This is a genomic window from Ruegeria sp. BF6 (assembly GCF_056538665.1).
On the sequence record NZ_JBQFTN010000002.1, the window covers coordinates 117,079 to 131,207 of the forward strand.

The 14,129-nt window shown below is 53.6% G+C and carries 8 protein-coding genes; 5 read left to right on the plus strand and 3 right to left on the minus strand.

The features are described 5' to 3' along the window. The 3 genes from ACR0IM_RS08670 to ACR0IM_RS08680 form a co-directional block, all read right to left on the minus strand. Positions 1-2,250 carry a GDSL-type esterase/lipase family protein gene (locus ACR0IM_RS08670; RefSeq protein ID WP_480681532.1) on the minus strand — a complete coding sequence of 750 codons (2,250 nt, stop codon included), beginning with the start codon at positions 2,248-2,250 and terminating at the stop codon, positions 1-3. Positions 2,251-2,259: 9 nt separating this feature from the next. Further along, a complete protein-coding gene (locus tag ACR0IM_RS08675; RefSeq protein WP_480681533.1) occupies positions 2,260-3,801 on the minus strand; it encodes a peroxidase family protein in 1,542 nt (513 codons plus the stop codon). Positions 3,802-4,100: 299 nt separating this feature from the next. After that, positions 4,101-5,120: a hypothetical protein gene (locus ACR0IM_RS08680; protein WP_480596765.1), complete on the minus strand. Its 1,020-nt coding sequence runs from the start codon at positions 5,118-5,120 to the stop codon at positions 4,101-4,103. A gap of 428 nt (positions 5,121-5,548) precedes the next feature. Between ACR0IM_RS08680 and ACR0IM_RS08685 the strand changes: the two genes are divergently transcribed. From ACR0IM_RS08685 to ACR0IM_RS08705, 5 genes are all read left to right on the plus strand, one after another. After that, positions 5,549-5,890 carry a hypothetical protein gene (locus tag ACR0IM_RS08685; protein ID WP_480681534.1) on the plus strand — a complete coding sequence of 114 codons (342 nt, stop codon included), beginning with the start codon at positions 5,549-5,551 and terminating at the stop codon, positions 5,888-5,890. Positions 5,891-6,286: 396 nt separating this feature from the next. Beyond that, positions 6,287-6,817 (plus strand): hypothetical protein, encoded by a 531-nt coding sequence (locus ACR0IM_RS08690; RefSeq protein ID WP_480681535.1) that lies wholly within the window; start codon positions 6,287-6,289, stop codon positions 6,815-6,817. Between the two features lie 941 nt (positions 6,818-7,758). Beyond that, positions 7,759-9,489: a thiamine pyrophosphate-binding protein gene (locus ACR0IM_RS08695; RefSeq protein WP_480681536.1), complete on the plus strand. Its 1,731-nt coding sequence runs from the start codon at positions 7,759-7,761 to the stop codon at positions 9,487-9,489. A 14-nt stretch (positions 9,490-9,503) separates the two neighbouring features. Beyond that, the gene (locus tag ACR0IM_RS08700) at positions 9,504-12,329 is read left to right on the plus strand and encodes a peroxidase family protein (RefSeq protein ID WP_480681537.1); all 2,826 of its coding nucleotides are present in this window, start codon (positions 9,504-9,506) and stop codon (positions 12,327-12,329) included. Between the two features lie 3 nt (positions 12,330-12,332). Beyond that, on the plus strand, positions 12,333-13,709 hold the full coding sequence (locus ACR0IM_RS08705) for a hypothetical protein (RefSeq protein ID WP_480681538.1): 1,377 nt from the start codon (positions 12,333-12,335) through the stop codon (positions 13,707-13,709). The last annotated feature ends 420 nt before the right edge of the window (positions 13,710-14,129 follow it).

Here is a 14,129-nt window from a genome sequence, read left to right on the forward strand (position 1 = left end):
TTAGATCGGGGGGTACGCGCGACGAATGAGTTCGCGATCTGCCGGGCTGAAATCTGTATTGAAACCCGTTTCGAATTCGCCAATCGTCCATTTGTTCGGGATCGGATACATCATGATCGATTTTGGATCGATTTCCGTCAACATCAGCGTACCGGGGTCATAATGATTCAACACGTTGCGTTTAATGGTGTCTTCATCCCAGAAGTTTGGTGCGCCCGACAGATCGGCTTTTACCGCCTCATCGTTCCATTCGATCCCACCGTCGGGATTCTGGTGCTCGTGAATCAATCCCAGTGCATGGCCAAACTCGTGCAGGACAACCTCGCGAATGTCCTCTTCGCTGGATTGTTCGGTCAACCATCCAAAATTCATTGTTGGTTTGGTTTGGTCTGGTTCGTTCAGGCACTCTGTTCCCAGCAACGACCATGAACCGGCACCTTGTTGAAAAGCCACCCGGATTTCCGCATCACCGTCTTCCACAAAATCGAACGTCAATGCTGCCATGTCCTGTGCAACCCACTGTCGGGCATAGTGCTCGACACGTTCTTTCAGATGGCTTGAACCTTCCAGGAACCGAATTCTGATAACGGAATTGAACGGCCATTTTGCACTGTTCAACAAGGCCGCCTTCGATCCGGCAAGTGTTTCGATTTCGCCGGGTTCCGGGTTTTTCTTGAACGAGACGCAGAACCGGTCAGGGTTCTTTTTGACCGCCTGAATTCCCCGTTGCGCGATGTTGAGGCTTGCGTGTGCTGTCCCACTATCATCCAGTTTCTCTGCCCACAGGGTACAGGTCTCAGCCCAACTGGGTGCAAGAAAGCGCCTTACGATGATGGCGGCGACGGGTGCAGCCACAAAAGCCGTAAGGCCGAGCGGGCCACTGACAAGCAATCCCGCAATCGCTGCTGCCAGTGCGCCTTGACCAATGTTGAACGCGGCGCGCAACGCTTCGCGATCGGCTTTGTCGGCGTCGTCAGAGCCGCATAATAGCCCGTACAATTCGCGATGTGCACGGTTTAGAATTCGGGCACCGAGGCGCTTTAAGGTCGGATATCCCCCTGACAGGCTTGAATCCGGTACACCTGCCGTGTCACGTCCAATCCCCATCATCGCACCAGCCGGTCCGATGCGTTCAAGAGAAGCCCGACGACCGATCTCGGACAACAAGATCGTTTCATCGAAGCGATCGGCGAGGTTCAAAACTGTTTCGGCAAGTTCGGTTTCCTCTGGTTCCGGCCTTCTTAAGGTGCCCATGGCGCCTAACGCATGGGCCGGTTGTGAACCAGCGGTCACGCTTTGGATTATGGCTTCGAATTTGTGTGCCGCTTTACCAAAAGACTTTGAGTCTGGATGAAGCTCATCCTCCCATCCGTTATCCGGAATGGTGTTGCGGCAATTGACGATATGAAGTTTGCCAGACAATCCGGGTTCGCTTGCGAGCCGGGCCAAGGCATCGGCCCATCGGTCAATCAGAATGTGTACGATCTCGCGCTGCAGTCCTTTGTCCTCGATACCTCGGGATCGAAGCGGGCGACCAAGCCACCGACCGTTATCAGGGATCGCATGGTCGTACGTATGGGTTAGAACCGGCGTTCCCGGTACCGCCGCCGCAACTCCGGCGGCAATGTTGCGCAGCTTTCTGATAACTTCGGCTAGGATGGCGTCGAAAGCGGTCGTGATATGACCCGCTGCATCCAGGCCGGGTGTGAACGGCCGGACGATGGTGGCAAGGTTGCCGCCACCCAATAAATCGTTGCCTCCGCCGCTCAGAAGCACCACATCCGGGCGCTCGGCAAGGGCGGCGGTCACGACTTCATTCTGCGCGAACACATCGTCCAATGTGTCTCCTGCCGCACCGAGACTTAGGATGGCGTGTTTTCTGGAAAGATGATCGATGACATCTTGTAACAGGAACGGATACTGAAACCAGCTATCCCCTTCTGATACGATCTTCAGCCCAGACCAACCGCTAGCGATTTTCGCCAGATAGGCCTGCTTTCTCCGAGCCCGCGAGATGTCGTTCAATCCACCCAAGGCAAGGGCGCCTTGTAGCGCGCTGTTTAGGCCGCTATCTGCGGTTGGCGGCAAAATGAGGGCTGGGTTGACCCGCACCTTGGGCGCGAAAGGGCGACTTTCGCCGGGGTCGAGCAGCATGTAGGCCGCCAGTTCCTCATCCGGAATGGACGTATCAAACAGCATTCTACGGAGTTCGTCGCTCGGAAGCGGTGTTGGGTGGGTATCATCGACCATCAGTTGCTCCTACATCCAGAGTGTGGCGCGGATCATCGCCGGTATATCATCGACAACTATGCCATCTGGCTGCATGCCATCCTGAGGATGCCACCGCCCATTGTCGGATCCTGATTGATGCCAGTAAGATGTCTGATCGCAGTTGGTCAGACGCAGCAGCGTTCCGTCTATGATCTGGTTGCCCAATTGGCCCAGATGCGCCCCCTGCGCCTGTACCTCGGCTTCCCGCAGGATGTAGAACCATAACGGCGTTTCTTGCGCGAGCCCGCCATCTGCCACCGCTTGACCAGTCTCTCCGGACGTCAATTCTGCTGCGGTAAGAGGCGCGATGCCGCCATAACTTTCGGTGTTGAAACCATCAATGCAGGCCTGCGCGGAGGGAATGTTCAGGCGATGTCCACGGCGCATATTGTGAGGGGGGAGTTGGTTGAAGACGCCAGCCGCTTCTTTCGCCATGTTCGACAATGGTGGAGCGAGCTGTGTATCGATATACCGCGCCACATGGTTAGATTCCGTTGGAGTGTCGAACGTAAAGCGATCCCATTCGATGACCCGGTTTGTCGGCAGGGCCGGGTGGTTTCCCGGGCGGCCGCCACCAGTGAACCCGAACAGAAAATCAAATCCTGCTCGCGGCATGATGGGTGCAGATACACGGTTGAAGGCGCGGTTGTGTTCGTATGTGCCGCGAAGCGGGGAATGACCAAAGCGAATGGCCGCAACCAAAAACTCCAATGACATTAGCAGATCTTCGTCTGGTAGAGACCTTCCGTTTCCGACCTTCACACGATCCAAGAAGGAAGCGTAACTCACCGCGCCGTTTGCGACTACATCGGCGACGATCGCCGAGCCACATACTTTGTTCAGATAGATGTCCATTACCAACCATTGGTAGTGCCAGCGGGTCAGTCTTTCGGCATCGCCCGCAGGTCTGGAAGGTCTACCACTCAAGTCGGTCGGCACACTAAGCCGCATCATACCTGCAGAACTAGGTAAGCGAAGGGCTTCCTTTAATTTCGTTGCTGCCTGCTCGTCACTAGGCCCATCGCTAAAAAGACCGTCCAGCCCGAGTAATCCCTTGCGCAGATTTAGCAGCGGAGCTGTAACGTCACTCTTGGGAAGCGGATCAAGGGTTTGGCCTGCCGGAGGCTCGATGATCAATTGCGTGCCTTTCCGGCTTGTACCGGCCTTTATGTCATGATCAATGTCCTGATCAAAACCGCTATGAACCGGCGGATTGGCATTGACTGCCTGCGGCGGGTCATTCGCGGCTTCCCGCATTGCATCATCCAGCGCATCAAGTTTGGTCAGCGTGATGCCGTCCGTTGTACTGATGGGGGCATTTGGGAACAAAGACTCAAATGAACCGCCGAGCGTCGCACCACGTTGGAACATCCCCACTGCACCAGCGGGTACCGTACTTGTAGCTTTGGCAGTTGCCTGACCATAATTTATCGCATCGGTTCGCGCCGAGGGTGCCAGACCGGACAATGCACCCGGTGCTGTGTCTGTCGAAAGAACATTTTTTTGGCCATGGCCAAGAGTAAAAAGCACTTCGGGATACCTCGCGTAATTGCAAAGCCATCCGATCGCTTCAGAGCATTTATCTGAATTTAGTCATCGATATTTGCGATGAAATGTAGCTAATCGAATAGCTCCCCGTAGAAAAAAAGACCAAACCACAATTTTTCGATCTGTGCGGACCATAGCAGAATCGGGAGCAAATAAAAAGTTGAGGCCCCATTACTGGCAGTTTACCGCCCCGGAGCGTCAAAGTTCGCGGCACCAGTAAAGCAGGTTAAATTAGACTGAGGTGATTTCAGTTAAAGGCAAATTTGCTTGGTAAATGGCAGCTAAACTGTAAGTGGTGTGATACCCCCGGCGAAGGATGCCAGGATGGGCGCGGTAAGTGCAAAGCCGGCGCGCAACACCTCTCCAATGCCTTCTTTCAATCCATGAGATGCCTTCCAGTCTTCGACATCAAATCCATCCTCTGTCGTTTCGCTCTGATGGGCCTTGCGGGCAAGATCTTTGATGCGACCGTCCAATATCAAAGCAACTGGAAGATAGAAACTCAGCATCAACAAGCAAAAATAGGTTCCGGTAAACAATGCCGATGCGGTTACCAGTGAGCTATAGGCGGCTTTTCCCGTTTCATTGATCAAGGGCAGAGGCCAATACATCCAACTGGATGCAAAAAACATGCCAAATGTCAGGATAAGGCTGGACAGATACAGCTGCTGCCGCATTTGATGCATGTTTTTCCTCAGTTCCTCTGCAGTTTCTTCGATTTCCTTGGTTGGAGCAGAGGCCAGGCACAGGATCATACCAACAATCAGTGCGCCAACCGCAAGCCCGGCCAGAGCATTGATAATGTCCAACACCTTTCTGAACATTGAAAACACCGGAGTATCACCACAACGGCCCAACAGCCAATAATCGTCAGCTTGCAGGCATCCGGGTAGCGTGCCGCGTGATAGTGCGGTTTCAAAAACGGCCTTGCCAACCTGATGATAGATCCGTGGAGTTGTCGACGCTGTGTATTGCTGAATCGTCGGAGCAATCGCCAGCACAAATACCGCAAGTGTTGTTATGGATGCAGCTATCCTCGTTTCCTTCGACAATGGACGCCAAAGATTGCGAACCAGCAGAGCCACGGCGAGAATTGCAAGTGCAGCAAAGAACCAGGATGCGGCAAGGAACCGAAAACGACCCACCGCTTCCAACCACGAGTTGTCATCACGCAGAATTTCGACAGGCACATCCAAATCCGTTGCAATCAGATGGTGTTGGATAAGCTCATGTATCCCGAAAACGAAAATCGGTAATAAAACGATCGCAAAGTAACGCAGTTCTACTCGACGGATTGACACGTCCGGCCTCTTGCGTTGCTAAATTCTTAAAGGAACTCATAGCACAGAAAGCAGTTTTCGGCATCGTTCGTGATTCCGTTCGCTAGTGATGTCTCCGTATTGAACTTTGGCGTGCAAGCAAAAGATCAGGCATTTTGCGCACCTGAAGTGCTGCAAATCTTGAGCATTCCACACCCTCACGCCGTCCGGGTTTATCACCAGAATATCTCAGGATTCGGTCCCATCACGATTGGTTTCCCCGAGCTTCAAGAAAGCAAACTTTGTATCCGAATGGTTAAGAGTGGCACCAGAAACTCACACAATGAAGGCCCTGAAAACCAGAAGCTCTCATTTGGTACGCCCATAGAATAGTGGATTAGACGCGACCCGAACCAGTGCAAACCGAACGAAAACCCGGTCGCGTCTGTTCCTGGTTCGCTGTGCTTTTGATGACACTGATCAAGAATGCGGTCGCTTTCTTTCTTGGTTACCTCTTGGTTCAAAGCGTTGAGCTTGATCTGAACAGCGGCGAGCCGATGAACGACCCGCGATCAAAAGCGACCGCGCTCGCCCTTGGAGGGGTTGCTAGCGTCGGTGTGCCCGGTGGGGAACAGGCAACAAACTTCGAGCGCGTTCTGCTGGAGGTAGGAGCCCGCGTCAGCGGTGGTGACATCATTCTGGCCTACATTTGGCCTATGTCGTCGTACCAATTCGTCACTTTGAGTTTTTTAATGCTCAACCGCCGCGTATGCCGGGGTATCACGAGGCCCTTTACGAGCAGGCACAAATAGAGACCAGGTAGGCCGAACTGTTTCGTGGAAATGCTGAACTACGTTTGCTTGAGGAACTTGCGCTAGGCCTCAGGTGCGGGAAATCTCAGAGTCAGGTCTTCCTGCGGACGAAAGAAAACCCATGTGGCTGTGGTCCAGGGCGTTTTATCGCTATGCCATAGGCGCGCTTGATGATGCGCGGTCATGGCCAAACTTTTTGGGATTTGAACAGGCCGAGTGGTAAAAACTTGGCAAATTTGTCCGTGAATGTGCGGTGCATTTTTTTTAACAAACAATCTCTTATTCTGGCGAACAAAGTACCTCGCCCACTATCCTGGAAATACGGGGCGACAACGCAGCAGACAGCGGTGTTTGCGCTGATCCGCTTCTCGCGCAATCAGGAGGTGTTGGAAACCAATGAGCATGCGTTTGAGCAACGCTCTAAAGAAGATTTCGCAAGCGCACATCGCCGCAGTCGCCTTGGCGCTTGTGCAGGACGTAACTATTGGCGTTCGATCAGAGTCGGCAGGCGCGTTCATCGCCTGTGGTGCTCTGTTCTTATTCGATGGGCCTGCTGCGAACATCGTTCCGCCGGAATACGTCGCGACTTTGATCGATTCATCCTCGGCCGAGGACGACTGGCAGGCAAGATTGCAGGAAACGGCACAGCGGCTTTCCTCGCTGCTAAAACTGGATAGCTGGCATCAGCTAACCTTTGGCAGGCTTGGGGTGGTCGCGCATATTTTCCTCGGGCGGATTTCTGATCTGGACGAGTTTCATGGGATGCTATTAGCCAGGGGTGCATCAGCCCTTATGCGCAAATTGCAGATTCTGGTTTTCCTGCAGGGCGGGACCCTTCTCGAAGATGATCAGTTTCGATATCAATGCCAATGCTGGACACCACCTTTGTACCGCGCGTTCTTTCAGAGAGTCTTTTCAATCTATTGATGAGGCATTCGTGGTCGCCAACCGAGTTTTTACGGAACCGAATGAGAACGCATCGAGTGACGAATTGAGTTTTATCCTGGATAAGCAAGGGCGTTCGTCGTCAGGATCGGGAACGAACCAGGCTGGATTGAAGTTGAGGATAGGCTGGGTGGCCATCCAAGCGGTAGAATTATCCGAATGAACCCCGAAGCGTCTCTGTTGTTCTCTCTCAGCTTGCCCGAACTCGATTTCCTGAACGGAATACCGGGTTTTCTCAGACTTCGGCAGGTTCGTGCATCCTCAGATTTTTCGAACGTACCCTGAACAGCTCCGCTTCAGGTAAAGGTTGCGTTTAAGCGTTATCTGGAAAATGAGCTTACCAATAATGAGCCCGAGACGTGCGCGCTTGTGCAAACGTCGATCGGATTTATCCGGGCATCCGAATTGGAAGACTGATCGGCCGCACGTATTTCTTTCCTACGCGCGGCAGAGCTTGAACCGACCGGCACTTATTACCGAAACGCACTTGGTGTGACGGATGCTATGCTGGTTTGTGCACGGGAAAGTTCATCACCTTATCGCGACCCCTCAAGATGCTATGCCGGTGCTGTTTCCGTGGACCCTGAAAACGGAGATGCGTCAGGCAAACGGCTTCATTTCTTGGAGTTATTGGCGTCGATTGGTGAACCCCTGACGGCTTCGACAAGACCAATCCACCGAAGACACTTGAAGTGGTTCGCAAGGTCGTTGAACAAAGCCCAGACCTGTTTCCAAAAAATCTACAACAGGAAACTGGCCCACCGTTTTCGCGCTCCGGTACCGATGTCTGACGGAGTTTCCTGCAGGTCAGTTTACTGACGAATTGCTACTTAAAGGCGAGCCAGATCCCGAACTGTTTCTTAAATCGGCGATTTCTGATATATATAGACAGTATTGTTGAGACATTTATTGGAATGCATTAGATGCGCGTTTATGAAGCGGTGGTTGCCGCACTCGAATCTATTGGAGTCGACGCCGCCTATGGCGGGGCTGGCGAAAATGCCGCTGGTCTTATGCTTGCGCTTGACGCTTCGGACAAAATCAGACCGGTTCTCGCGAAGAATGAGCAGGGCGCATCCTTCATGGCCTGTGGGCATGGCATGTTCAGCGGTAAGCTCGGAGTATGTTTCGCCACAGCCGGCCCCGGTGCGTTCAATCTGATTTCGGGCATGTGCGTGGCGCTGACCGACAGTTACCCGTTGCTGGCTATCAGCGGATATTCAACAGTAGCGTGGCAGGGGCGCGGTGGATTGAACGAGACATCCGGTCTGGCGCGCACGCCGGATTCCCGAATGATGTTCCGTGCTGCCACCAAGAAAGATCCGGCCACCGGCGAACCCGCAGACTTTTTGGTGACCGACCCTGACGATTTAATCGATACGCTCCAAAGGGCAATTGATATCGCGTTCGAGGGTCGGCCAGGTCCCGTGCATGTCGCTGTGGCCGAAGACATCACCGATCCGAAGATCGAAGTAACCAACTTCAAACCATTGCAAAAACCTCAGACGGGTATCGTGCCGAAACATGAGGCGATGGATAAGGTTTCCAGCGTATTGGAAGAGGCGATCAGGGCTGAAAAAACCGTGGTCATGTTGGCCGGTTTTGGCGCAATCCTTTCTGGTGCCAACAGTATTACAAAAACGTTCATTGAGCGGTTTCAGATCCCGTTGCTAACAACGATGGATGGAAAAGGGGTCGTCGCTGAAGAAAACCCTCTGGCAATCGGGCTCTACTGCGATTCAGGGCATAAGGCGGCCTGGGATCTTTTCTCGGAGGCGGACGTGGTATTGGCGGTTGGCAATTCTTTTGCCCAGCACGCAACCTTTGATTTCTTCGAGGGTTTGTTCGACGAAAAAATCCTTATCCATATAAACATTGATGCTGGTGAGTTTGATAAGTTCTACAAAGCAAATCACGTTATACTAGGCGATGCGCGACAGGCTCTGCAAGGGTTGTATGATCGCCTGGATACCGTCGTTGGCCCGGTTCCAAAGCGTGACTACCGACCCAAAGATTATGACGAACGCTTTATCATCTCGCCCCAGAAGCAGTTGCATCCGGGTGAGATGGTTCAAAAAATCTCTCAGTTGTTGCCGCCGGGTGGAATTGTCTTGGCCGACGCGGGGGCACATGCCGCTTGGGCTGGCTACTATCTGGAACTCAAGGAGGGGCAGAATTTCCGCAAACCCGGCACCTATGGCCCAATGGGTATCGGTGTTTGCGGTGTAATCGGCGCAAAATACGCAGAGATGCATCGGCCTGTGGTGGCTGCGGTTGGTGACGGTTCCTACTTGATGACCGGTTTTGAGCTGATGACTGCGGTGCAATACAACATTCCAGTCGTTTGGGTAATTTTTAACGATCGTGAATTCAAACTGATCAAGCTCTATCAGCTATCAGCCTTCTACAAGACTGGGTTGGTTGAGTTCGATAACCCTGACTATGCCGCATACGCCCGTGCCTGTGGCGCGGAAGGATTTACCGTCAACAAGCTGGATGAATTCGAGCAGGCGTTTGGCGCGGCTCTGGCCAGCGGGAAACCAACGCTCATTGATGCCCGAATTACACGTTTGGCTTTGCCGAACTACTCGCCCCATCCCGAAGGTGTGCTGGCGGCGATTTGGAACGGCATCCGCACGCGATTTGGATTGTAGAGAGGAGGCCCCCGATGGATGCCAGCTCGGAATCCCTGCAGAAATGGCGCGAGGAGTATGTGGGCGGCTCGCCTGAAGAGGAGTTGAAGGAAACCAAAGCGCTGGCCGAGATGATGATGGCCGCGCAGTTGAAATCGATGGCGGCTGGTGGCGCACGCCGCGTGGATCGGGCGTTTCACAAAAAAGCGATTGCCGCCTTCAAAGGCGCAGAGCTGCGGTTTGGTGACGATCTGCCCAGTGATTTACAGTTTGGCTTTGCACAGCCCAAAGCGCGGTATCCAGCGACTGTGCGGTTTTCGAATGCATCTTCGCAAACTCAATCTGATGAAGACAAGGATTTACGCGGCTTGGCAGTACGTGTCAGCGAAGCTGAAGGTATCGATCATGATCTGCTTGCGACCAATTTCCCTGTGCCACACGCCCGAAATGCACGTCAGTTTGTGGTATTTGCCCATGCTGTGTCTGGTGGCCGGGTTTCGAAGTTGATCGGACTTGTACGCCTGTGCTTTGTTTTGGGATTCTCGGAGACACGCCGGATGCTGGGCAATGTGCGCGAGGCACTACGAACTTGCGAAAGCGTTGCACTGGAAAGCTATTGGAGCCGGGGCGCGATTGCCTGGGGCAATGAAGCGGTGCGCTACACGTTCAAACCAACAAAGGACGCTGCTGCTATCGAGGGTGCATTTACAGGTGCCTCTCGTCTCTCGTCTGAATACGCCGCGCGGCAAGCGCACGGAGAGATTAAGTTCGATCTGCTCGTGCAAAGGTTCGTATCCGAAGAACAAACGCCGATCGAGGATGCGGCCCATGAATGGGATGAATTGGTTAGCCCGCCGATAAAGGTCGCCGAACTGATCCTGCCACAGCGCGATCTGACAACGCCCGAGGCATTGGCAGAGGCACTGGAAATTGAGCGCATGGGCTTCAACCCCTGGAACACGACAGAGGAATTTCGTCCACTTGGCAATCTGAATCGTGCACGCAAAGCTGCCTATGACGCATCCGCATCACATCGGCAGGGTAAACGGTTCAAGGCTCCGCCGCCGCCCTTCCAGAACCGCGTCTTAGGCACGGCAGCTCGATCAATCCTGAGGGCAGTGAACCGGCGCGTTCCGTGGCACCGCATTCCGTTTTTGCTTGTCCAACTGCTAAATCTGGACGCACTCAGGTATGATCTGAGGCAAAAAAGTCTGATCGACACAGACCCGGAAGAGGTTGTCCCCAGCGCACGCGCGGTGCCACCGGAACCGAAACCAAGCCACTATACGTACCGCACCCATGACGGCAGCTATAATGACCTGTCCGACCCCAGAATGGGTGCCGCCGGTGCCACCTTCGGCCGGAATATGCCGCCGCAGGTGCAGCCTGATGACAGCCCAAACCCGATTGAGGTCGCGCGCAAATTGATGGATCGTCAGGCTTTCATTCCTGCCAAAATCCTCAACATCCTGGCGGCATCGTGGATTCAGTTCCAGGTTCACGACTGGGTTTCGCATGAACGTCGCAAACTGGATGAAGACGATGATATCGTACCGATCCCCGACGGCTATCCTGACTGGAAGAACCGACCCAATGGCGAACCTGAACGTAATATGCGCATCGCGGGCAACATACCGAAGGAAGGCGCGGATGACCCCTTCCTCTTTGCCAACGAGAACTCCCATTGGTGGGACGGATCGCAAGTTTATGGTGTGAATTCCGATGCTGCCAAGAAACTGCGGGACGGCCCAAAAATCAAGCTTACTAAGGACGGATACCTGCCTCTGAACGTACACGGGTTCGAGCTCACGGGTTTCAACGAAAGCTGGTGGCTTGGCCTGTCTTCACTGCACACGCTGTTCGCGCGCGAACACAATGTTCTGTGCGATGAATTGCAAGGCGCTTATCCGCAGATGGGCGAGGAACGCGTCTACCAGACGGCGCGCTTGATCGTGTCCGCGCTGATCGCCAAGATTCACACGGTCGAATGGACCCCGGCCATATTGGGAACCGAGGCGCTGGATATCGGCATGAAGACCAACTGGTACGGGCCGCCAAAATCCTGGCTGACGCGGTTGGGCATCTGGTTGACAGATGTTCACGCGCTAAAGGGTATTCCTGAAACCGAACCGGATCACCACACCGCGCGGTACGCGCTGACCGAAGAGTTCGCGACGGTCTACCGAATGCACCCTCTGATCCCTGATGACTACATCTTTTATGACTACAAAACAGGTAATGAGAAGGCACGACGCGGATTTCTTGAGATTCAGGGGGAACAGACGGATGAACAACTGCGCGAACTGGGATTGCGCGATTGTTTGTATTCTCAAGGTATTGCACATCCCGGGGCGATCACGCTCCATAATTTTCCAAAGTCCCTGCAGAATCTCGAACGATTTGATGAGCTGATCGACCTCTCGGTGGTCGATATTGTGCGTACCCGCGCACGCCGCGTGCCGCGATACAATGAATTTCGCAAAGGCCTGCACATGCCGCCCGTGACTGAGTGGGATGACCTGACTGCCAGCCCGAAGACAAACCAAATTCTCAAAGACCTCTACGGTGACATCGACAAGGTTGATACGGTCATTGGCCTTTTGGGTGAAACACCACCAGATGGGTTTGGCTTTTCAGATACCGCATTTCGGGTTTTCATCCTGATGGCATCGCGCCGCCTGCAGTCCGATCGCTTCCTAACCACCGATTTTCGGCCGGAATTCTATACGCAGCTTGGGATGGACTGGATTGCACGGAACGGGATGAAATCACTCATTCTGCGCCATTTCCCTGAATTTGCGCCGGTGCTACCAAAAAATGCTACGGCCTTTGCACCGTGGCGAACCGTGCAGGAGGGTTGAGAAATGCCAAAAGACAAAGGCCAGAGCGGGCTGGGTTCTTTCCTGGAAGCCCCGCTAGCACGTACGCTTTGGAACCGTCGTACCAAGAGGGTTAGCAGAGGTTCAAATGTGGTTGCGGGTTCGCTGAGTTGGGACTCCAGGAACGACCGGTCCCCTTTGTCACCACTGCAGGAGGCAATTCTGATTGCCGCGACTGGCGCGACCGGTTTGACCATGCCGGATCGACCGTTTTTTGATGACGAAAGCGGCGATCCGATCATGTCCAAGCCAAATCTGGTGATGGAAGGCCGTACTGCGGGAAGCCCGGACAACGCTCAGGGCACGCATTTTTTCATGATCAACGACAGCGGCACTTATTTCCTGCGCCGCCTTGACCCGCTTGAAGGCGGCATCGAGCACTGGACGCCCGAAATACTCATCGATCGCGCCGAGCAATCGAAAGTGCAGATCCTCGACCGTCGCATTGATGTGCCTGCCGGCATGCGAGATTTTCCGGCCTATCTGGATTCAAACCGGTTTTTGTCGAACACGCCCGGATCTACGATTTTCTTTCCCGTCGTCGACCTCTCCTACCAATATATCAACGCGTTAATGTATATACTGACTCAGCCAGACAAAGCGCGGCCAGTGATCGTGGACGACCGAAATTTCTATCGACCGGCGGGTGTCAAAAAGTGGATAGACAAGGGCTTCTTGAATCCTGAAATCAAGATTCCGCTCGGTGTTCTCGGCCAGATGCGTACCCAGATCGAGGCCGACCTTTTGATACAAAACCTGTTTCTTGTAACGGAGGCTATGGGCCTTGGTGGTTGGATTCACGCCGCTATTTCTCCACCGGTTCTGATGGGTGATCCAAAGTTCAGCGACCGCTACGGTTCGATGATGGGATTTGATTATGTGACCCCGAAATGGCGGCTGATGGACTTGTTCCGCTGGCATACTCTTCCAATTGCGGCGATGAAACATGTACGAGCACATGCGGTAGGTCTTCGCCATCACGGCGAACATTTGATCAAAGGGAAATGCCCACCGTATTATCCGTCGATGTCAGAGGCGGTTGATGCAGTTGTCGCCGGAAAATTCGGTCCCGACGGCATCTACAAGAACGAAAAGTTATTCGGGCGGATTTACAAAGGCGACTTTGGGAACAAATATCTGGATGAGGCGGGCGAATACGAGCAGGATATCATCGACTGCGCGCGCGACATCTGTACCTATATCTACGAAACCCATGATCGTTTCCCCGCACACTGCGAAGCGGTCCATGCGCCCGGAATTTGGTTGCAGACCCATCGTGTGGAAAACGAGTATTACGACGCCTTCTTCCAAAACGGACTGACCTCTGCACAGCGCGAGCATGACTCGGTTTGGAATGATTAACAGACCCTTCTAGATTTGGTCATCTGGAATGGAAGGTGTGGCGAATATCTCATACGTTACAGTGGGTTGGATACTTCTTCGGCTGGAAAGTCAGCATATGTGAGCGCGCAGACGTTGAGGTGTTGCGCCATCGGTGAGAGTCTGAAAAGCGGGGTTTCGACGGCTGTATCTTGAAGGTCGGGTGAAGGTCTGGAATGGGCCGATGGCCAGATCGTGGAAACAGGGTAAGGGGCCTATACTGTGTCAGCTCCGAGGTCTGTACCGAGCCCAACGCGGTTGTTGGATTTGCCGCTTCCAAGGGCGCACGCAGGACACAAAAATGAACCATTTCTACGAATCTTGAATATGTGGCAGTCTCAGTTCCGGGTGCCATCAAACAAACTCAGATTTATTTCTGGTGCCTGTGGCCTGGGAGGAGCC